This window comes from Streptomyces sp. NPDC006798, assembly GCF_040635975.1.
Taxonomy (GTDB): domain Bacteria; phylum Actinomycetota; class Actinomycetes; order Streptomycetales; family Streptomycetaceae; genus Streptomyces.
Genome location: NZ_JBEYIS010000091.1, coordinates 1 through 20,384 on the forward strand (window position 1 = coordinate 1; position 20,384 = coordinate 20,384).

General features: G+C 72.8%; 19 protein-coding genes, 1 tRNA gene and 2 pseudogenes. 10 read left to right on the forward strand and 12 right to left on the reverse strand.

Features of this window, described 5'->3' with window-relative positions:
• Positions 1-157: 157 nt before the first annotated feature.
• Positions 158-1,239: pseudogene (locus tag ABZ714_RS33570) on the reverse strand (IS701 family transposase).
• 9 nt (positions 1,240-1,248) lie between these two features.
• Here ABZ714_RS33570 and ABZ714_RS33575 point away from each other — a divergent pair.
• The gene (locus ABZ714_RS33575) at positions 1,249-1,437 is read left to right on the forward strand and encodes a hypothetical protein (RefSeq protein ID WP_358829158.1); all 189 of its coding nucleotides are present in this window, start codon (positions 1,249-1,251) and stop codon (positions 1,435-1,437) included.
• Between the two features lie 144 nt (positions 1,438-1,581).
• Here the strand turns inward: ABZ714_RS33575 and ABZ714_RS33580 are convergent.
• From ABZ714_RS33580 to ABZ714_RS33615, 8 genes are all read right to left on the reverse strand, one after another.
• Positions 1,582-1,658 (reverse strand) — tRNA-Pro (locus ABZ714_RS33580).
• A 110-nt stretch (positions 1,659-1,768) separates the two neighbouring features.
• Positions 1,769-2,137, reverse strand: a complete 369-nt coding sequence (locus ABZ714_RS33585) for an MmcQ/YjbR family DNA-binding protein (protein ID WP_358829159.1) — start codon at positions 2,135-2,137, stop codon at positions 1,769-1,771.
• Positions 2,138-2,257: 120 nt separating this feature from the next.
• On the reverse strand, positions 2,258-2,842 hold the full coding sequence (locus ABZ714_RS33590; RefSeq protein WP_358829160.1) for a GAF domain-containing protein: 585 nt from the start codon (positions 2,840-2,842) through the stop codon (positions 2,258-2,260).
• A complete protein-coding gene (locus ABZ714_RS33595; RefSeq protein ID WP_358829161.1) occupies positions 2,839-3,588 on the reverse strand; it encodes an ATP/GTP-binding protein in 750 nt (249 codons plus the stop codon). Before ABZ714_RS33595 ends, ABZ714_RS33590 begins: the two co-directional genes overlap by 4 nt.
• Positions 3,566-3,937, reverse strand: a complete 372-nt coding sequence (locus ABZ714_RS33600) for a DUF742 domain-containing protein (RefSeq protein ID WP_358829162.1) — start codon at positions 3,935-3,937, stop codon at positions 3,566-3,568. The genes ABZ714_RS33595 and ABZ714_RS33600 overlap by 23 nt, the downstream gene beginning before the upstream one ends.
• A gap of 2 nt (positions 3,938-3,939) precedes the next feature.
• Positions 3,940-4,383, reverse strand: a complete 444-nt coding sequence (locus ABZ714_RS33605) for a roadblock/LC7 domain-containing protein (protein ID WP_358829163.1) — start codon at positions 4,381-4,383, stop codon at positions 3,940-3,942.
• A 7-nt stretch (positions 4,384-4,390) separates the two neighbouring features.
• Positions 4,391-6,301, reverse strand: coding sequence for an ATP-binding protein (locus ABZ714_RS33610; RefSeq protein ID WP_358829164.1), 1,911 nt, complete (start codon positions 6,299-6,301; stop codon positions 4,391-4,393).
• A gap of 660 nt (positions 6,302-6,961) precedes the next feature.
• Positions 6,962-8,194 (reverse strand): MBL fold metallo-hydrolase, encoded by a 1,233-nt coding sequence (locus ABZ714_RS33615; RefSeq protein ID WP_358829165.1) that lies wholly within the window; start codon positions 8,192-8,194, stop codon positions 6,962-6,964.
• 376 nt (positions 8,195-8,570) lie between these two features.
• Here ABZ714_RS33615 and ABZ714_RS33620 point away from each other — a divergent pair, with 376 nt between their 5' ends.
• The 5 genes and pseudogenes from ABZ714_RS33620 (at position 8,571) to ABZ714_RS33640 (ending at position 12,711) form a co-directional block, all read left to right on the forward strand.
• Positions 8,571-9,761, forward strand: coding sequence for a Glu/Leu/Phe/Val dehydrogenase dimerization domain-containing protein (locus tag ABZ714_RS33620; protein WP_358829166.1), 1,191 nt, complete (start codon positions 8,571-8,573; stop codon positions 9,759-9,761).
• Positions 9,762-9,927: 166 nt separating this feature from the next.
• Positions 9,928-10,548 (forward strand): TetR/AcrR family transcriptional regulator, encoded by a 621-nt coding sequence (locus ABZ714_RS33625; RefSeq protein ID WP_358829167.1) that lies wholly within the window; start codon positions 9,928-9,930, stop codon positions 10,546-10,548.
• Positions 10,549-10,695: 147 nt separating this feature from the next.
• A pseudogene (locus ABZ714_RS33630) lies at positions 10,696-11,382 on the forward strand (hypothetical protein); the annotation flags it as partial.
• 1 nt (position 11,383) lies between these two features.
• Positions 11,384-12,082: a DUF4166 domain-containing protein gene (locus ABZ714_RS33635; protein WP_358829168.1), complete on the forward strand. Its 699-nt coding sequence runs from the start codon at positions 11,384-11,386 to the stop codon at positions 12,080-12,082.
• A complete protein-coding gene (locus tag ABZ714_RS33640) occupies positions 12,079-12,711 on the forward strand; it encodes a TetR/AcrR family transcriptional regulator (protein WP_358829169.1) in 633 nt (210 codons plus the stop codon). The genes ABZ714_RS33635 and ABZ714_RS33640 overlap by 4 nt, the downstream gene beginning before the upstream one ends.
• A 77-nt stretch (positions 12,712-12,788) precedes the next feature.
• Here the strand turns inward: ABZ714_RS33640 and ABZ714_RS33645 are convergent, their stop codons facing one another.
• Positions 12,789-13,859, reverse strand: a complete 1,071-nt coding sequence (locus tag ABZ714_RS33645) for a DUF6745 domain-containing protein (protein ID WP_358829170.1) — start codon at positions 13,857-13,859, stop codon at positions 12,789-12,791.
• Positions 13,860-14,056: 197 nt separating this feature from the next.
• Positions 14,057-14,383, reverse strand: a complete 327-nt coding sequence (locus ABZ714_RS33650; RefSeq protein WP_358829171.1) for a hypothetical protein — start codon at positions 14,381-14,383, stop codon at positions 14,057-14,059.
• A 256-nt stretch (positions 14,384-14,639) separates the two neighbouring features.
• Here ABZ714_RS33650 and ABZ714_RS33655 point away from each other — a divergent pair, with 256 nt between their 5' ends.
• The 3 genes from ABZ714_RS33655 to ABZ714_RS33665 all read left to right on the forward strand — a co-directional run bounded on the left by ABZ714_RS33655 (position 14,640) and on the right by ABZ714_RS33665 (position 17,776).
• Positions 14,640-15,587 carry an STM4015 family protein gene (locus tag ABZ714_RS33655; RefSeq protein ID WP_358829172.1) on the forward strand — a complete coding sequence of 316 codons (948 nt, stop codon included), beginning with the start codon at positions 14,640-14,642 and terminating at the stop codon, positions 15,585-15,587.
• Positions 15,588-15,591: 4 nt separating this feature from the next.
• Entirely contained in the window at positions 15,592-16,812 is a 1,221-nt protein-coding gene (locus ABZ714_RS33660; protein WP_358829173.1) for an STM4014 family protein, read from the forward strand.
• 118 nt (positions 16,813-16,930) lie between these two features.
• The gene (locus ABZ714_RS33665; RefSeq protein ID WP_358829176.1) at positions 16,931-17,776 is read left to right on the forward strand and encodes an STM4013/SEN3800 family hydrolase; all 846 of its coding nucleotides are present in this window, start codon (positions 16,931-16,933) and stop codon (positions 17,774-17,776) included.
• A 118-nt stretch (positions 17,777-17,894) separates the two neighbouring features.
• Here ABZ714_RS33665 and ABZ714_RS33670 read toward each other — a convergent pair whose 3' ends face one another.
• Complete coding sequence (locus ABZ714_RS33670; RefSeq protein WP_358829174.1) at positions 17,895-18,944, reverse strand: helix-turn-helix transcriptional regulator; 1,050 nt, start codon at positions 18,942-18,944, stop codon at positions 17,895-17,897.
• 1,117 nt (positions 18,945-20,061) lie between these two features.
• On the opposite strand from ABZ714_RS33670, the gene ABZ714_RS33675 reads away from it, so the two are divergent.
• A complete protein-coding gene (locus ABZ714_RS33675; protein ID WP_358829175.1) occupies positions 20,062-20,352 on the forward strand; it encodes a hypothetical protein in 291 nt (96 codons plus the stop codon).
• Positions 20,353-20,384 lie beyond the last annotated feature (32 nt).

Sequence of the window (20,384 nt, forward strand, 5' to 3'; positions counted from 1 at the left end):
ATCAACGCCAACCCCCGACTGCCATGGTCATTCCTCGCCCACACCGGCCTGACCATCCACCCACCACACCCACCGAACTTACGAAAAGATCAGTAGTAGGACTCCGTTAGGTCTTTCTGGGTCTTGGTGTCCTGTTGGGCAGGGGTTGGTGGCAGGTTCAGGGTGTTCTGGAGGGTGTCGAGGACCGGGTAGAGGGTGAGCGCGGCCTGCGGGCTTTTGGGGGCAGGCTGTTCGGTGAGGACGGCGTGGGCCGCGGTCACGAGGGTGACGTGGTGGTGTCAGTCGGTTGTGGCGCGTCGGTTGGCCATTCGGCCACGAGCCAGCAGTCGGGCAGGACTCCGTCCTGCCAGCCCTGTGTGGAGGCGGCGGCGGCTTTGACCAGGCGCTCGACCGCGTGGCCGGCAGGCCGGACGCGGATGGCGGCGAATCGTGAGCGCAGCGGTCCGTGTGAGCCCTGTGGCCAGGTCAGAGTGGTGAACGCACGCTGCCCCGGACCGGTGGCCAGCGTGGCGAGCGAGGGTGCGGGCTGCCGGTAGCGGGGCTGGGGTGGGCAGCCGGCCGGTCCGTTGCGGGGCGGTGCGAGGGGCCGTGCGTCGAAGGGGTGGGCCGTCACATCCGGGCGGACGGCCAGGACGTAGGCGGTGCCGTAGGCGGCGTCGGCCACCACGACCGGTGGTGTCATGCCCCAGGTGGCGAGGATGTCCAGGGCCAGGCGCCACTTCTCCCGGTGCCCGGTTCCGGGCGGGATGCGGCACTGGGTGCGCCGGTGGTCGTCCGTGTCCCACCCGGACGCCAGGAACAGCCGCCACTGCAGCGGGCAGGAGGCCGTGTCGGTCGCTGCGTGGACGGTGACCGCGACCTGGCAGTTCGCCCGTTTGCCGAGTGCTCCGCAGTACTGCGGAGCCCCTCCGGCAGACATCCTGCCGTCCTTGGGCACGGACACATCGTCGATGATCCACACCGCCGGGTCGATCAGCGGCAGATCCGCTCGCAGATCCGCCGCTGCACCGGTACCGGGTCCCAGATCGACTGGTTCACGAACTGCTGCGGGGTCTGCTCGTTGCCGTCCGGCAGCCGCGAGGCCATGGCCTGGACGGACTTGCGGCGGCCGTCCGGCATCAGCCCCCGCAGGTAGCAGTCGCCCTTCGCCCGCTGGTCCTTCCGCGGCATCGAGGCGAACACATCAGCCAGGAACAGCGCCAACTTCGCCCGAGCCCGATTCACTTCCAGTAAGTCCACCCCACCACCATGCTCTCGACCGAGCCCACGGTGGGCGGGAACAGCGTCCCGGCGATCGCGCGCCTGGTCCAGGCGGACGAGGACACCGTCCGGGACCTCCAGCGCACCCTCCGGCCCGGCGACATCGTGCTGGTCAAGGCCAGCCGCGACGTCCAGTTCCAGCAGCTCGCCGACGCTCTCCTCCAAACCACCGAGTAGACACACTCACCGCCCACCTCAGCCGCGCCGTCCAGCCGTCCTCCGGAAGACATCACCGGACCGCGTGGTCCCCAATTGGTCCCCGAGAACAACCCAAAGGCGGTACCGGAATTCTCCGATACCGCCTGCGACCTGCGAAAACGCTGGTCGGGACGACAGGATTTGAACCTGCGACCCCTTGACCCCCAGTCAAGTGCGCTACCAAGCTGCGCCACGTCCCGTTGCCCGTCTGACCTGGGGTTTCCCCCGGCCCGGTGGACATGAGAACCATACCGTACTCGGGGCCGTGGTCACGAACCGCTTTCGTGGTGCGGCGGGCGCGGGGCGAGGGTCAGGACGGCGGTGGGGCGGCCAGGTCGGGGTGGGCGGCGAGGAGCTTGCGCGGGGCCGCCTGGCGCCAGGAGTCGAGCAGGATCGCGTACAGCTCCGCCTCGTCCTCCAGGGCGGCCAGCCGGACCCGTAGCCAGGCGTAGTTGTCGTCGTGGCCGGGGCGGAGGAAGAACTTCGCGGGTTCGGCGGCGATCAGCTCCGCCCGGTCCTCTTTGGGGCATTTCACACCCATCGACTGATCGTCCTCGCCGAGGGCCGCGAAGATCCGGCCGCCGCCGTCGAGGCGGAAGGTCGGCATGCCCCAGGCGAGCTTCTCCACGGCGCCGGGGAGGGAGAGCGCGATCCGGCGGACGTCGTCGGCGGTGGCCATGGCACGACGGTACGACGGGCCGCACCCGGCCGCCCGGAATATCACCCGGTGCGACCGGGGGATGGCGGCAGGTCGGGATGGCGCCGGGCCGGGGCCGGGCGCGGCCCCGGCGTACCCGTGTCAGAGCAGGCCGTCCTCCCGGCGGTGGATCTCGTCCACCAGCTCACCCGCGAGCGCCTTGATGTGTTCCAGGCCCGCCCGGCCCCATGGTCTCGGCTCGGTGTCGAAGACGCAGATCGTGCCGAGCGCCGTGCCGGTGCGGTCGATCAGCGGCGCGCCCAGGTAGGAGCGGACCCCGATCTCGTCGACGACGGGGTTGCCCGCGAACCGGGGATAGTCGCAGACGTCCTCCAGGACGAGCGCCTTGCGGCGGACCACCACATGGGGGCAGTAGCCGTGGTCGCGGGCGACCACGCGGGCCGCCGGGCCGGGTGAGCCGGCCGCCGCGGCGGCCGTGGCGGTCAGGTGGCGGCCGGTGTGGGTGCCCGCGGGGGTGTGGAGTCCGGCGAAGTACTGCCGGTTCTCGTCGATGAAGTTGACGATGGAGTACGGGACCGCGAAGACATCGGCCAGCCGGTCGGCGAAGGCGTCGAAGGCGGTGTCGGGGCGGTCCCCGAAGCCGAGGGCCCGCAGCCGCCGGGAGCGTTCGGGGGCCTCCCGGTCCAGCGGGGTCAGCAGCAGGGTGCTGGTCGGCTGGTAGCTCACGACGGCACTCCGCGGCTCGGCCGGGGGGCCGGGACGGCGGCCGTGGTCAGCAGGTACTGGACCAGGGTGACCAGGGCACCGATCCCCGAGCTGGCGATCCGGGCGTCGCACCGTACGACCGGTACGTCGGGTTTGAGGTCCATGGCGCCCCGCACCTCGTCGGGGTCGTACCGGAACGCCCCGTCGAACTCGTTCACGGCGACGGCGAACCCGATCCCCCGGGCCTCGAAGAAGTCGACCGCGGAGAAGGAGTCCTCCAGCCGCCGGGTGTCGGCGAGGACGACCGCGCCGAGTGCGCCCTCGCACAGCTCGTCCCACATGAACCAGAAGCGTTCCTGGCCTGGGGTGCCGAAGAGGTAGAGGACATGGTGGGCGTCGAGGGTGATCCGGCCGAAGTCCATGGCGACGGTGGTGGTGGTCTTGGACTCGACTCCGTCGAGGTGGTCGGTGGCCACTCCGGCCTGGCTGAGCAGTTCCTCGGTGCTCAGCGGATCGATCTCGCTGACCGCGCCGACGAAGGTGGTCTTGCCGACGCCGAAGCCGCCCGCGACGAGGATCTTGAGCGCGGTGGGGAAGGGGTCGCCGGGCCCGGCCTCGCGGACCGCGCCGCCCCGGGCCGCGGGGGCGTCCGGGCCGGGGCTCGGCGGGTACGGCACGGTATACGGCGTCGCGGGATCGGTCAGGACCGGCGGGAGGGTGGTCCCGCGTGGTCGTCCGTCCGGTTCACAGCCGTCGTCGTAGGCCATCGAGCACTGCCTCCAGCAGGGAACGGTCGGTGGGATTGTCGTAGTGGCCGGGCGCCCGCACGGTGACCGCGCCGGCCTCGACCAGGTCGGAGACGACGACCTTGGTGACGGCAACCGGCAGCCGCAGATGGGCGGAGAGCTCGGCGACCGACAGCGGGCCCCGGCAGAGCGCGAGGGCGTGGGCGTGTTCGGGTCCCGCCCGGTCTCCGGGGGCGGCCCCGGTGGCCATGACCAGGGTGAGCAGATCCAGGGCGGCCGTCGGGCGGGTCCGTCCGCCGCTGACGGTGTACGGACGGATCAGCCGGCCCGCGGCATCGTCCAGCAGCGGGCCTTCGAGGGGCAGCGGCACGGTCAGCGCCCCGGTGTACCGACGGCCCCGGCGATCCCGGTGCGCTGCCGGGCCGGGGTGACGAGATAGGGCCGTACGCTCTTGACCAGCATCGCCATCTCGTAGCCGAGGACGGCGGCGTCCGCCTCCCGGCCCGCGAGCACGGCGATGCAGGTACCGGATCCGGCGGTGGAGACGAACAGCAGGGTGGAGTCCAGCTCCACCACCACCTGGCGGACCTCTCCCCCGTCGCCGAACCGCGCCCCGGCGCTGCGGCCCAGGGAGTAGAGGCCGGAGGCGAGCGCCGCCATGTGGTCGGCGGCGTCCGGGTCGAGGCCGTGGACGGACCGCACCAGCCCGTCGGAGGAGAGCAGGACCGCGTTCCGGGTGTACGGCACGCGCTGGACGAGGCCGCTGAGCAGCCAGTCGAGATCCGGGACGGGGCCGTTCGCCGCATCGCTCGCCATGGTGCATCTACTCCTTGGTCGTGGTGTCGCGGCGCCGCGGTTCGGCGGTGGCGCCGGGGGCGTGCGGGGTGCCCGGGTGGTCGTCGGGCGGCGGGACGGGGTGCGGCCGGTCGGGGCGCTGCTGGGTCTCGGCCGCCTCGGCGAGGGTGATGCCGCGCCGGAAGGCGGCCATCAGTCCGGGGTCGTGGACCGTGTTGTCGTCGGGTTCCCGGGGGGTCGGGGGCGTCCGCAACTGGGGTACCAGGTGTTCCTGGACCCGGCGGCGGGGCAGCAGCGGCCGGTCGGGGTCGGCCGGTGCGGCATGGCGGGGCGCGGGCCGGGGTTCGTACGCCCCGGGGGTCCGGTACGGCTCCGGGTCCGGCTCGGGCGCCCGGGGGCGAGGGGTCGTCCTCGGCAGGGCGACGGTGGCCGGATTGGGACGGCCGGGGTCGTCGGAGCGGACCGGCAGGGGGCCGGGCGGCTGGGGGCGGGGGTGGGGGTGGGGGCGCCGGTATCCGGGCCCCGCGGTACGGGCGGGCGCCGGAACGGTTCCGGGCGCTCGTACGGTTTCGGCCGGTACGGCCCCGGAGGGTACGGCTCCGGGGGCCGGGGCGTCCGGAACCGTACGAGCGCGGCGGGTGCGGCCGGAGGCGGCGGTGTCCAGGGCGCCGGTCACCCCCAGCCCTTCGGGGTCGGTGCCGAGCAGGCCCCGGGGCAGGACGAGCACGGCCTGGACGCCGCCGTAGATATTGCTCCGCAGGCATACGGCGATGCCGTGGCGGCGGGCCAGGGCGGAGACGACGAAGAGGCCGATCCGGCCGTCCTGGAGGAGATGGGCCACATTGACCTGGTCGGGGTCGGCGAGCAGGGCGTTCATCGCGGCCTGTTCGTCGGCGGGCATTCCGAGCCCGCGGTCCTCGACCTCGACGGCGAGCCCCGCGGTGACGTACTGGGCGCGGAGCAGTACCTGGGTGTGCGGGGCGGAGAAGAGGGTCGCGTTCTCCACGAGTTCGGCCAGCAGATGGATGACGTCGGCGACGGCGTGGCCCCGGAGGGTGCCGTCGACCGGGGGCACCAGCTTGACCCGGGGGTACTGCTCGACCTCGGCGATCGCGGACCGCAGGACCTCGGTCATGGTGACGGGGTTGGACCACTGGCGGCGGGAGACCGCGCCGCCGAGCACGGCCAGGTTCTCGGCATGGCGCCGGATCCGGGTGGCGAGGTGGTCGACGTGGAAGAGGCCCTTGAGGAGTTCGGGGTCCTCGACCTCGTTCTCCAGCTCGTCGAGTAGCTGGATCTCGCGGTGGACGAGGGACTGGAGCCGCCGGGCGAGATTGACGAAGACCTCGACCTTCTGTTCGTTGCCGACGCTGGTGGAGAGCCGGGACGCCTGGACGACTGCGGCGACGGCGTGCTCGCGGAACCGGCCGAGTTCGCGGGCGAGCAGATCCAGCTCGTCCCCGTCGGGCGGGTCGGCGTCGGCCGGGGCGCGGGCGGGGGCCGGTCCCTCGCCCCGCCGGATGGCCTCGACCGCGGCCGCCAGTCCGGCTCGCTCCCGTTCGACGGTCCGGCGCAGCCGGGCGGTGCGGGACAGGACCGTTCCGGCCAGCCGGTCGGCGCAGATGGCCGCGGCCACGACGGAGGCCATGGCCAGGACGGCGGAGGCGGCGAGGACGGCCCACAGGACGGTCGAGTGGCGGGGGCCGGTGGTCTGGACGGTGAAGGCGACGGCGGTGGCGCCGCTCAGCGCGGCGGTGAGGGTGGGGAGGACCGCGGTGCGCAGCAGCCGGGGGCGGAGCCGGACGCCGGGGCGGGGCCGCTTCCCTCGCGCCGGACGCCGTCCGCCGGGCGGTGGTACCGGCCGGTCGTCCGGCCCGCCGGGCCGCCCGCCGTCGGTGGGGCGGTCGGGCCGGGGGGCGGGTGCGCGTAGTTGAGACATCGGTGGTCCTCGGTGCGTGGTTCCCCAGGGCCCGGCGTACCGCGTACTGGGAGCTGTGTGCGGTGGTCCGGTCCCGTGTACGGCCGTTCGGCGGGGTACGACGCCCCGGGCCGGCCGGTACACGGTGTTGATCACCGGCGACACACGGTAGTCGCCATGGGGGTGGGCGCGACGGGCAGTTGCCGAACTTGCCCGGCTTTCGTCCCGCTCCTGGATGAGGGCTCGCACCCCAGCCCGATTCCGGCCGCGGGGGCGCGAGGGGGGCGGCGCCCGGCGCGCGGGGCACATGCCGGAAGCATGGGCGCGTGGGGCGGCCCGCGGGAGCGCCGGGGGTCGCGCGCCCGTGGGCGTACGCGAAAGCCCGGGATCCCGGGGCCGGTGGGATGCCCCACGGGGACGGGAGACGCCGTCGCCGGGACGGGGTGCGGGCGGCGGGGGCGCGTACGCCCCGGGCCGCGGTCGGGGTACGGGCCGTACGGCCACCGCCCGGGGCACCCCCGACGGCCCGGCGCTCGGGCCCGGGATTCGTCACGGAGTGTGACTCACTCGGACGAGGCGAAAAACCCGGCCGGGCGACCGGGCGGGCGGGAGAACCCGGCGGCGGAACGGCCGCGGCCCGCGCCGACCGCAGGGCGCGGGGGCCGGAGCGGCCCGGCGGCCTCAGGCCGTGGGGGCGACCTCGGGGCTGTCCGCGCCCGGCGTACGGCCTCCGGGGGCCGGGCTTCGTACGGGATCGGGCAGCTCGGCCGCGACGGTGGGGCCGGCCTCGGCGGACAGCCGGGCGACGGGCCGCCACCAGGGCTCGCCCGGCACGTCGCCGCCGGTCGGCTCGAAGGGGCGGCCCGGCACCGGCAGGGCGAGCCGGGCGCCCTCGCGGGCGGCGGCGCTCACGGTCCCCTCGCCGGGCTCCGACCAGGGGTGCGGGGCGAGGTTGAAGGTGGCCCAGTGGATCGGGAGCATCACTCCGGCGGGTTCGCCCCGCTGAAGGTCGAGATGGGCGCGCATACCCTCTTCGGGAGTCATATGGATATCGGGCCAATGCTCCGAATATGCCCCGATTTGAATCATGGTGGCGTCGAAGGGGCCGTGTTCGGTACCGATATCGCGGAAGCCGTCGAAGTAGCCCGTGTCCCCGCTGTGGTAGATCCGGTGTTCCGACCCGGCGACCACCCAGGACGCCCAGAGGGTGTGCTGCTGATTGCGCAGACCGCGACCGCAGAAGTGCCGGGCGGGCGTGGCGGTCAGCCGGACCCCGGCGATCTCGGTCGACTCGTGCCAGTCCAGCTCCCGCAGCCGGGCGGCCGGGACGCCCCAGCGCTCCAGATGGGCGCCGACCCCGAGGGGTACCGCGAAAACCGTGTCTGTCGAGGCCAGCGCCTTGATCGTGGGCAGATCCAGATGGTCGTAGTGATCGTGGGAGATCACGACGACATCCACCGGGCCGAGCGCGGCGAGCGGCAGCGGCACCGGGTGCAGCCGCCGGGGGCCGACGAAGGCGAAGGGAGAGCAGCGGTCGCCCCAGACGGGGTCGAAGAGGATCCGGCGGCCGTCGATCTCGGCCAGGACGCTGGAGTGTCCCATCCAGGTCAGGCGGAGCCCGGTCGCGGGCGGGCGGGCCAGGTCGGCGGCGGTCGCGGGGTGGAGCGGGATCGGCCCGGCGGGGGCTCTGCGGGCCCGCGCCTCCTTGTCGAAGTAGATCTTGGCCATCTCCATCATGGAGGCGCCGGACGGCCGGGTCCTGGCCCCCACGGGGTTGCGGAAGGACCCGTTCTCGAAGTGGGGCGAGCGATGGATCCGCTCCAGCCGTGCTCCGGCGGGGTCCGCGCCGAACGCCTCGGTGCGCAGCGCGCGCAGCCGGGTTCGCAGCGTACGGGGTGAGCCGGCTCCGGACACGGCACCTCCTGGTCTCGGGATCCTCTTCATTATGTGCCGAGGGGACGACAGTGGGGGGTGGGAATCCGCCGCACGGGCGGCTCTTACGGCGCCGGGCCCGGGGAACCCGCTGGTGGGGCGGGGGGTCGCGATTTTCCCGGGGGTTCGAAGGAGCTTCGGAGGAGCGGGGGCGGGGGCGGCACCGGTCGGGTGCGGGCGGGCGGCCGGGCAGGCGCGACCGGGACCGCCGGGGCCGTCCGCGCCGGTCAGGCCGCCCCTCGCACGGTGGCACGGCAATCGCATTGACACGCGTCGGCAGGGCTTCCGATACTGAACGGCGATTCAGTCGGGCGGTTGTGCGGCCGCCCGGCGCCCCGCCGTCACTGGAGCCCTCACCATGACCGAAAACCCCTTCCTGTCGCTCACCTGGACCGATCCGGTGACGGGCCGACAGGGGCATCTCGTCGTCGACCGGCTCGTCCGCGGGGTGGCCAGCGGCGGGCTGCGGATGCGGCAGGGCTGCACCCTCCGGGAGGTGGCGGGGCTGGCCCGGGGAATGACCATGAAGGAGGCCCTCCACTACGACCCCGACGCCCCGGCGGGCCGGTACATCCCGCTGGGCGGCGCGAAGGGCGGCGTGGACTGCGACCCCCGGGATCCGGCGGCGTACGGCATCCTGGTCCGCTTCCTGCGGGCCGTCCGGCCGTACGTGGCGACGATGTGGGCCACCGGGGAGGATCTGGGGCTGACCCAGGACACCGTCGACCGGGCCGCCCGTGAGGCGGGCCTGGTCTCCACGATCCAGTCCGTCTATCCGCTCCTCGACGACGAGGCGGCGGCCCGGCGGCGGCTCGCGGCCGCCTTCGCCGTGGAGGTCGACGGCATCGGCCTCGGCGAACTGGCGGGCGGCTGCGGGGTCGCCGAGGCCGTTCTGACGGCCCTCGACCGGGCGGGCGCCGGCCACGCGGGCACCCGGGTATCGCTCCAGGGCCTGGGCACGATGGGCGGCGCGACGGCCCGCTTCCTGGCCCGCGCGGGGCTGCGGATCGTCGCGGTCGCCGATGTGAAGGGCACCGTCGCCAATCCGCGCGGCCTCGATGTGGAGACACTTCTGGCGGCCCGGGACGGGCACGGCGCGGTCGACCGGTCGGCGCTCCGCCCGGACGACACCGAACTGCCGGGCGACGCCTGGCTGTCGGTTCCGGCCGAGGTCCTCGTACCGGCGGCGGTGTCGTACGCGATCGATACGGACGACGCGGCCCGGATCGGGGCCCGCTGGGTCGTCGAGGCCGCCAATATGCCGGTCCTGCCGGAGGCGGAGGCGCTGCTGGCCCGGCGCGGCGTGACCGTCCTGCCGGACGTGGTGGTCAACTCCGGGACGAACGCCTGGTGGTGGTGGACCCTCTTCGGCGATATCGGCGCGGACGCGGACGAGGCGTTCACCCGCCTCCGCGGCTCGATGCGGGAGCTGGTGGGCGCGATGCTCGCCCGGGCCGAGGCCGACGGCACGACGCCCCGCGCGGCGGCCCACGCGATCGTCGCGGAGCGCCTCCCGCTGATCGCGGAGCGCTTCGGCGGCTCCTGCTGAAGCGACCCGCCGCCGCCCGCCGGGCGGCCGTTCCCGCGTTCCGCTCCGGACCGGCCCGACCCCGGCCGCGACGACGGGAGTTGCCCCCGGAGCCGAAGCTTCCGCGGATGGCCGGAGGGCGACCCGCACCCCGGCCGGGGCAAGATCCGCTGTGTAGGCTGAGACCGTGGCAAGAGTCCGGTTGAGCGTGGCGCAGCGGCGTGAGGACCTCCTCAACGCCGCGGTCGAGCAGATTCAGCGACGGGGCGCCGCCGAGGTGCGGATCGCCGATGTCGCCGCCGCCCTCGGGGTGAGCAACGCCCTGGTCCTGTACCACTTCTCCACCAAGGAGAAGCTCGTCGCGGCGGCGTTCACCCATGCCGCCGACGCCGATCTCGCCCATCTGCGCAAGCTGCTGGGCCGCCGGACGTCGGCGGTGCGGCGGCTGCGGACCGCGGTCCGCTGGTACGCGCCCACCGGGCCCGCCAAGGGCTGGCGGCTCTGGATCGAGGGCTGGGCGGTGTCGCTGCGCGAGCCCGCCCTGCGCGAGGTCGCCCGCGATCTCGACCAGCAGTGGAAGGCCGCGCTCACGGAGGTCATCGCCGAAGGGGCGGCCGCGGGCGAGTTCCCGTGCCCCGATCCGGCGGCCGCGGCCTGGCGGCTGACGGCCTTCCTGGACGGACTCGCCGTCCAGATGACCTCGTACGCGGGCTCGCTCTCCCGGGCGGCGATGCTGGAGTGGACGGACGAGGCGCTCGCCCGTGAACTCGGTCTGGAGCGCGCGGCGCTGACCGAAGCCCTCAGCTGACCGCCCTCCGCCTTCTCCGCGTTCACACGGCCCGACATGCTTGTCATGCCCCTGCCAGCAGAGCACCTGCTTGAGCGATCGCTCAAACCTCGCTACGGTCCTTTTGAGCACTCGCTCAAACGACTCCTTGACGAGGGGAGAACGGTCATGGGTCTCTATGTCGAGACACTGATCCGGACCGATATGGAGACGCTCTGGGACCGGACCCAGGAGCCGGACGAGCATGGGCGGTGGGACGTCCGGTTCACCCGGATCGATCCGCTGCCCGGACCGCCGGACGCGCCCCGGCGCTTCCGGTACGCCACCCGCGTCCTGCCCTTCCTCACCATCAGCGGCACCGGCGTCAGCGCCGGTGAACGGCTACGGCCCGACGGAGGACGGGTCTCGGCGCTCCGGTTCGCCTCCCCGCATCCGCTCTCCCCGATCCGGGAGGGCAGCGGCTACTGGCGCTATGTCCCCACACCGGACGGAATCCGCTTCCTCACCGGCTACGACTACCGGCCGCCGTGGGGCCGGTTCGGGCGGGCCGTCGACCGGCTGGTCTGCCGGCCTCTGCTCGGCCGGGCCACCGCATGGTCCTTCGACCGGCTCAGGCTCTGGTGCGAACGGGGTGTCAGCCCCGAACGCGCCCTGGCGCGCTCGGTCGCCGACGTCCTCGTCCGGCTGGGTTCCGTCGTCCTCACGGCCGTTCTCGTCGGTGTTTTCGCCCTCCCCGCCGCGATCGCGGCGGCCCTGCTGATACCACCGCTGCCCGGTACGCCGTCGGCCCGCCGCTGCCGACGCGTCCCGCCCGCCCCGATCCGCGACCCCGCCCTGCTCACCTCATTGGAGCGCCATGACCTCGATCTTCCGCGCCGCCATGGGGGACGCCGACTTCGAACGGCTCCATCCCGCCCTGCGCCGCCGGTTCTCCGTCGGACTCGACAGTGGCGAGTCCTGCACCGGCCGGGGGGTCATGGACCGGATCTGGCACGGCGGCTCCCCACTCGTCGCACCCCTGCTGAAACCGTTCCTCGCACTGGGGGCGAGCCGGCACATCCTGCTGCCGCGCACCGGCCGCCGGATCCCGTTCGTGATCGAGAACGTGCCGTACCTCGATTCCTTCGGCCGTGAGACCGTCACCTTCGTACGGACCTTCGCCTTCCCCCGCGGCCCGCGCCGGTTCGACGCGACCATGGTCCTCGATCCCCGGGGCGACCGGGTCCTGGACTATCTCGGCACCCATCAGCATCTCGCCTCCGAGTTGCTGCCCAGCGCCGAACCGGACGGCTCCCTGCTGATCCGCGCCTGGTCCCACCGCTTCCGCGAGGGACCGGTCGACGTCCGGGTACCCGAGCTGATCGGCGCCGACGCCGAGGTACGGGAGTCGTACGACGACACCACGGACCGGTTCCGGATCCGGGTCCGGGTGACCAACCGGCGATTCGGACCCCTCTTCGGCTACGAGGGCTCGTTCACCGCCACCTATCAGGACATAGGCTCGTCCGGGGTGCGCGCCGGGCTGCGCCCGGTACGCGAGGAGATACGGGCGTGAGCCAGGAGACCAGGGTGAAGCTGCTGGAGGGCGCGCTGCGCACCCTCACGGAACACGGCATCGCCAAGGCGTCGGCCCGGAACATCGCCGCCGCCGCGGGGGTCAACCAGGCCCTGGTCTTCTATCACTTCGGCTCGGTGGACGAACTGCTGGCGGAGGCGTGCCGGCACGGCGCCCGGCAGCGCGTCGAGCGCTACCGGCCCCGGCTCGACTCCGTCGGCTCCCTCGCCGAACTGCTCGCCTTCGGGCGGGAGATGCACCGGGAGGAGCGGGAGCACGGCGGTGTCGCCGCCCTCGCCCAGCTGCTCGCCGGTGCCCAGACCCAGCCCCGGCTCGGTCCCGCCACCTCGGCCGGTCTGGAGCTGTGGATCAACGAGATCGAGAAGGTGCTCGTCCGGGTACTGCGCGAGACCCCGCTCGGCGAGTTCGCCGACCCGCCCGGACTGGCCCGGGCGGTCTCGGCCGCCTTCGTCGGTCTGGAGCTGTACGAGGGCGTCGATCCGGACGGCGCGGACCGGGCCCTCGACGCGCTGGCACGGCTCGCGGAACTCGCCGCCGTCCTCGACGAGCTGGGCCCGCTGGGCCAGCGCGCGGTACGCCACCGGCTCCGGCGGCACACCTCCGGCTGACGCCCCGGCCCTGCCTGGCCCGCCCCCGGCGCCTCACCCCGGCCCACCGCCGGGCGGGCCGGATCCCGGCCGGGCCCTCAGGTCTGGCGCAGCGGCTCGTACTCCCCCTCCCCCAGACCGAAGGTCCAGGCGACGCCTTCCTTGGCGGTCGTGGTGCGCGGGGGCACCCGCAGCCAGTACGTCTTGTGGCTGCCGTCCGGCTCCGGGGTGCTGTTGACCACCTCGACCATGGCCACGTCCTCGTCGCCGGTCATCGGGATCCGCCACAGGACACCCGTCTCGTCGCGGTGCACGGGCTTCGCGCCGGACTCGGCGAGATAGCGGTCGTACCCGTAGAACTCCAGCATGACGCGGCGCAGCTCGGCGTTCTCCTCGTCCCGTATCCGGGCCGGGTCGAGCGATGTCAGTTCGTCCAGGAAGGCGGCGGGCACGGGCATGCCGCGCCAGGCGTGCAGGGCGAAGCCGTCGGGGAAGAGCAGGGCGGGTCCGGAGCCGCTGTCGAGCCGTCCGGCCTCGTCGCGGTGGAGTTCGACGGGCCGCTCGCAGATCACCGCGGTCTTCTCGTACGGCCACCACCAGCCCGCGGTGGCGGCGATGTCCGCCAGCGGGGCGAGCCGGTCGCTGCGGCCGTCGAAGGCGGCCAGCCAGGCGGCGTCGTGCTGGCCGAGGACCGCGTCGAGGAGGAGCTGGCGCAGTTCGGTCTCCAGATCCCGGAGGGCCTGCTGGAGTATGTGCTCCTCGTCGCCCTCGATCCCCTCCGCGAGCCGCTCCAGGATCCCGGCCCGGATACGGTCGGCGAGGGCGCGGGTGGTGTCCCAGAGCCGGGCGCCGGTCGCGCTCCACAGCTCGGTCCAGCCCCCGGGGCCCAGTTCGTCGTGGACCCGGCGGCGCTCGTCCGCCCAGGGCCGGGTGCGGACCCGGTCCCGTACCGAGGGGCCCGGCTCGTCGCCGAGCGTCCGGAGCAGGACCACCGCCTCCAGCGGTGATCCCGCCCAGACGATCCGCTCCGGCGCGGTCAGTCCGGCGTCGCGGTAGGCGCGGCGCACGCCGTCCTCGGCCGCGGCCCGGTCCGCGGGTCCGGTCGCCGCCGCGATCGCCCGCCACTTGCCCATGATGTCGGTGTCCTCGATGTACTCGACCTGAAGCATCGGTCTCTCCCCGTCCCTGTCGCCCGGCCCTGGCCCGGGACCGACTCTCGTTCGCTCCGCTGTTCCCGTGTTCCTGCTACCGCTTGTGGTGCTGTCGTGCTGTGGTGCTCATGACGCTGTCGCGCTCCGGCCTTCCCGGACCGGACCGCCGTCGCGCGGGGTGCCGGTATCCGGGCTGCCGCGCGGGTGGATCGCGGTCAGTCCGCGACGATGCGTACCGCGCCCGGCAGATACTCGCGCTGGCGAATGATCCGGTACCAGCCTCGGGGGAGGTCGATGGCGGCGTGCTCCTCGTGGACGACCTTGCCGCCCTGGGGCAGATGGAGCACGAGCGGCCCGAACGGCCCCGGCTCGCGGACCAGCCGTCCCCCGCCGAGCACCGCGTGGGCGTGGCCCGTGACCTCGCCCAGCGCCAGCACCATCCGGCCGCGGGAGTCCCGCGGTTCGGCCGGGGCCTCGGCGAGATGGGCCGGGACGGACTCCTCGGCGACGGGCGCGATCAGCACGTCTCCTTGCCGGTACATGGCTCTCCCCTCGTCGTTCGACGCCGAGTGCGGCGAACTGAGTTGAACGCTAGGGGGAGGGTCTGACAATCGCCCCGGATCACGGCCCCGGCCCCGCCCCGACCTCGGCCCGGGCGGCCGCCCGGTGTGCGCGCCGGCGCCGGGCCGCGCGACGGTGCGACCACCCCCGTCGGGCGGTTGTCAGTGGCGCTTGGTACAACTTCTCCCCATCGAACCGATCACGCGATCGACCACCCTCGGTGTCTGGAGTTCTTCCATGAGCGATTTGCAGGAGTTGTTCGGCCTGCCCGTCTTCGACTTCCCCGACGCGGGCACCGAGGTCGCGTTGCCGACGGCCGAATCGGTGGCCTGGCGGATCGCCGTGGAAGCCTACGAGAGCAAGGTGGAGTGGGAGGACGAGTTCGCCCGTTTTCTGACGGTGGTCGATCCGTCCCGGGTCCGCGCCCTGATCGTGGGCGCCTGGTCGGACGTCTACGACACCGGCCCGGACCCGGTGGTGGAGGCACTGGCCGGCGCGGCGGACCGGTTCCCCGAGCTGCGGTCGCTCTTCGTCGGCGACATATCGTCCGACCAGTGCGAGATCTCCTGGATCAACCAGGGTTCGCTCACCCCGCTGCTGACGGCCTTCCCGGGGCTGGAGGAGTTCGGGGCGCGCGGCGGTCAGGGCCTGGAGCTGAAGCCGGTCCGGCACGAGTCGCTGCGGCGGCTGGAGATCGAGACGGGCGGCCTCGACGCCGAGGTCGTCCGGTCCGTCGCCGCCTCGGACTTCCCGGCGCTGGAGACGCTGGACCTCTGGCTGGGGACGTCGGAGTACGGGGCGACGACCGCGATCGAGGACCTGGAGCCGTTCCTGACCGGGGCCCGGCTGCCGAAGCTGCGCCATCTGGCGCTGCACAACAGCGATATGCAGGACCAGATCGCGGCGGCCTTCGCGGGCGCGCCCGTGGTCGCCCGGCTGGAGGTGCTCGATCTGTCGATGGGCACCCTCAGCGACGAGGGCGCCCAGGCCCTGCTGGAGGGGCAGCCGCTGACGCATCTGAAGCGGCTCGACCTCTCCTACCACTATCTCTCCGAGCCGATGGAGCAGCGGGTGACCGCCGCCCTGGAGGGCAGCGGCGTCGAGCTGAACCTCGACGAGAGCATGTTCGACGAGTGGGACCAGGACGGGGACTGGGACAACCGCTACGTCTCCGTGGGCGAATGACGCCATGACCGCGACGACGTCCGCCCCGCCGCCCCGGCTCGCCGTGGTCGCCCATGCCGAGAGCCGCCGGGCGGATCTCTTCGCGGCGGCGGCCCGGGCCGCCGGGCTGCCGCCGGTCCGGGTGGTGCCCTGGATCCTGGTCCTGCGCGGCCGGGCCGAGTTCCGGCCCGGCGAGTGGGTGCGGATCGACTCGCCCGGCGAGGACCCCTATGTGGACGGGGTGCTGCGCGGCGGTGACGATCCGGCCCGGGTGGAGGGCACGGCCCGCTGGTACGGGCGGTTCGTCGGCGCGGTCCGTGAGGTGTCCGCCGCCGTGACGGCGGCGGGCGCCGTCCCGCTGGACGATCCGGCGGAGCTGGCCGTGCTGTTCGACAAGCGGCTCTGCCACGGGGTGCTGCGGGAGGCCGGGATACCGGTGCCCGAGTCCCCGACGTCGGGTCCGGGGGCTCCGCCGGTCCACGGCTGGGACGACGTCCGGGCACTGGCCCGGGACGCCGGGATGCACCGGGTTTTCGTCAAGCTCGCGCACGGCTCGTCGGCCTCGGGGGTGCTCGCGGTGGAGACCGCGGGCGGGGGCCGGGTGCGGGCGACGACGTCCGTCGAGCGCGACGAGCGCGGCCGGCTCTTCAACTCCCTCCGGGTGCGGCACTACACCGACGAGGCCGAGATCGCGGCGATCGTGGACACCCTCGCCCCGGACGGGCTGCATATCGAGCGGTGGCTGCCGAAGGCGACCCAGGACCGGCGGAGCGCCGATCTGCGGATCGTCGTCACCGACGGCCGGGCCGGTCACGCGGTCCTGCGGACCAGCCGGTCACCGATGACCAATCTCCATCTGGGCGGCGCGCGGGGCGATCTGGTCGCGGCCCGGGCCGCGATCGGGCGCGCGGGCGGCGACTGGGACGAGGCGCTGGCGATCTGCGAGCGGGCGGCGGCCCTCTTCCCCTCGGCGCTGCGGGTCGGGGTCGATCTGCTGCCGCTGCGGGACTGGCGGCGGTTCTCCGTCGGGGAGGTGAACGCCTTCGGCGATCTGCTGCCGGGGCTCACCGGGCTACCCGGCTCCGGTGCCGAGGGCCTGGACACCTACGGGGCGCAGATAGCCGCCGTCCGGGCCCGGGCCGCGCGGGGCGTCCCGCCCGCGACCGCCCGTACCGCATCGCCGTCGGCGGCGGTCGCACCACCGAGTACAGCACCGAGAGCAAGGAACGAACGTGCCGAAGCCTGACACCGCCCCCGGGCCGCTGTCGCGAACCGACGGGCCCCCGGAACCCGTGCCCGGGTCCGCCGGGTCCCGCGAGCCCGGGACCGGGGTGCCGGGTTCCGCCGGATTCCCGGATCCCGATATGAACGAGGTCGTCGGCCGGGACGATCTGCTCCTGGTCACCCTCGACACCCTGCGGTACGACGTGGCCCAGGAGCTGGCGGAGCAGGGCAGGATCCCGCGTCTGGCCCGTCATCTGCCCGGGGGCCGCTGGGAGCGGCGGCATGCGCCCGGCAGCTTCACCTACGCCTCCCACCAGGCGATGTTCGCGGGGTTTCTGCCCACCCCGGCGGCCCCGGGTCCGCATCCCCGGCTGTTCGCGGCCCGGTTCGCGGGCAGTGAGACGACCGCCGGGGACACCTATGTCTTCGACACCCCCGATCTGGTGTCGGGTCTGGCCGCCGCCGGATATCGCACGGTCTGTATCGGCGGGGTCGGCTTCTTCAACCGGCAGGGGCCGCTCGGCTCCGTACTGCCCGGCTTCTTCCAGGAGAGCCACTGGGAGCCCGAGTTCGGGGTGGCCTCGCCGACCTCGTTCGCCTCGCAGGTCGACCGGGCGGCGGAGATCGTCGCCGGGCTCCCCCGCGAGCAGCGGCTCTTCCTCTTCGTCAACGTCCCGTCGCTGCACCAGCCGAACTGGTTCCATCTGCCCGGCGCCACCCGGGAGGCCGGTGACTCGCGCGCCACGCACGCGGCGGCGCTGGAGTACGTGGACCGGCACATCGGCCGGCTGTTCGCCGCCGCCGCGAGCCGCCGCCGCTGTTTCGCGATCGTCTGCTCCGACCACGGCACCGCCTACGGGGACGACGGCTACACCGGTCACCGGCTGGGACACGAGGCCGTGTGGACCGTGCCGTACGCCCATTTCTTCCTGGAGCCCCCGGCCCGCGCGGCCGCTCTCCCCGCACCGCCGGAGACCGCCGTATGACCCTCGCACCGGCCGCGCTCCCCCGGCCGTACCAGCATTATGTCTATGCCTAGCAACACATGCGCAGATGTATGTTTGGAGACCCCCTGAGGTACGACGCTTCAGGGGGCCATGTTGCTCAACTGCGCTGGCGGGCTTCCGCAAGGCGGGCGGCGTAAAACTCCTGGTCACGCGGGTACCCGTCCAAGCCTGCCAAGCCTTCGCGGAAGGCGTCAGCCGCGACAGACCAATCCCGGGCAGCGTGAGCCGCCTCGCCTAGATTCAGCTTCGCGCGGACCGGGTCGAGCCAGTACAGCCACCCGGGCCGGTCGCCTTCGTCCGGTGCCTCAAGGGCCTTGGTGTATGCCTCCTGGGACAGCCTGCGGGCTGTATCCCGATCGCCAACGGCTGCTAGCGCAAGGGAGGTTGCGTGCAGAGCGATCGAGGATGCGGCGGGCGAAAGGTCGCCGGATGAGCGTCGTGCAGCCTCGGCGATCCTGAGCGCGCGGATTGGATCGCCGTTGTTCAAGGTGTAGTAGGAACGGACACGAGTGATCCATGACGCCAGATCTGCGGATCCTGCGTCCAAAGCCCAACCGTTCGCCAGATCCAGCCAAGCGACAGCCGCGCCTCGACGGCCTTCCCCCGCTGCCACCCAAGACAGCCAGTGCGCATGTTCACCCGCAAGGATCAATAGCTTGTCCGCGACGGGTCCTGAGGCAAGGGGCAGTAGGCGTGTCACGGCGTCGAGTTGCGATCGCACCACCGGCCACAGCTCCTTGCCGCCAATCATGTCCTCTGCGCGCCGGTGTTCGGCAAGGACGCGTGCTATCCAGTCGGCCGACCGAACGTCAACCCGCCCTCTGCTGTGCGCACGGGCGATTCGTTCGTTGAGTTCGGCGTTCGGCCCCCACTCCACACCCTCCGGATCCGGGGGTCCTGGTAGTCCGCGCAACTCGTTTGGCACGTCAAGCCCTTCTGTGATTCGCGAAATCACGTCGGCGCTGGTGACCTGTCGTTTGCCGTTCTCAATCAAGGACACATGCGACTGAGGCATACCGACGAGCGAACCAAGCGCTAGCTGTGAAACTCCGCTCGCGCGCCGGTACTCCCGAAAGATGTTCGACCAGTCTCCCGACGCCCACGCTGCCCGTAACCGGGCGTCCGTCCATGCTCCTTGGTTGGTCATACATAGACGATACGCCGTGGCCATACGCCCGGCGTATCGGCATGCGTGCAGTCAGCCACCAACCTAGGGAACTCGTGGGGCTATCCCCCGGCTACAGCTAGCGAATGGGTGTTGCCAATGTCGGGTGACAAGGCGGTGGAAGGAAACACACGTTCGGAGCCTCCGCGCGATGCGGCGAATGGTTCGCCTCGTGCGGCTCCGGCCCCTCCGGATGCCGCTGGTGCCCAACCGGCATCCGGCGGAATCAGCGGCCCACCTCCGTATCGGGGGTTCTGGGCGGAGTTCGCGACGCAGACAGCGGGTGAGGATGCCCAATTGGTTGCGTCGTACGACGCGCTGTCCGCAGGTGAGGCGGTGGCCTGGGTCCGCCCGCTCCATCGGATGGCGTCGGAGGCTTTGGCGAACGCCTCCGAATCGGCGGAGGTGACGGCCCCGGATGACCGCTACTGGAGCTGGGCGGCGGGCCGACTGGAACACGGGCACGCGGCCCTCTTCTCGGTTCGGAGTCCCGCCGTTGCCGCGCAATGGATCGTGCGTCCGGTGATCTTCCTCCCCCTGGTTGGCAGGGTGGACGGGACCCTCCCCCCGTGCTCGGGAGCCTTCGCCTGCCCTGCTGGCAAGCCTGGTCACTCGGGGTGTGCCGGTGGATAGCGGAGGTTTGGTGTACCCGTGCGACGCCTGCCGTTGTCAGGTGGTCGCCTCTGAGTTACGGGCCGTTGGCGTGTTGGTTCCCCGACGTTCCGGCGGTGTCCGGCAGTTGGTCTACGTGTTCTGCCGTAACCGACGCGCCTGCGTCGCCCGGCGCTCCGATGGAGCTGTGGAGGGGGGTGTCTGATGCGGCAGCGTCTATGTGTGTTTCTGCTGGTGGTGTTCTGCTACGCGGTCTTCATTCCGGTCGCCGTGATGAGTACTCCTCACCCGTGATGACCCATCAGTTTCGACCCTTTGGGGAGGGTCGGAAATAGGCCGGACCACCCCTTCGCCTGGCAGCTGTGTGGGTGGTCCGGCTGGTGATCCACTAGGGACCCCGGTGCCGATGGTACCGGGGTACTCGCCGTGCCCTGGCCACAACGGCACATGTCGGTAGGCATGTTGGGCAACGGGGAAGGATTCGATCATGAGCCGCCCGGAGGAAACGGGGCACTACGCGGAGTCGTTCGACCCCGACGATGTGGTGTGGGTGGACGGGGTCGACTACGTGGGCGGCTGGCGGCGGGCCCGGGATGCCGGACAGGCGTTGGAAAGCGCTTTGGCGGCGGCCGGGGTGGACGCGGCTGGCCTTTCGTGGCGGGCGGATGCCGGGCCGGATGGTTCGGGTCGGCTGTCGGTCATGCTGTCCGCTGATGCGGCGGAGCGAATCGCCCGGCTGCTGGGGGCGGCCGGGGCGCGCTGGGACCGGGCGGGGTGAAAAGGGGCTCGGTGTCCGGGTGGCGCGGGTGG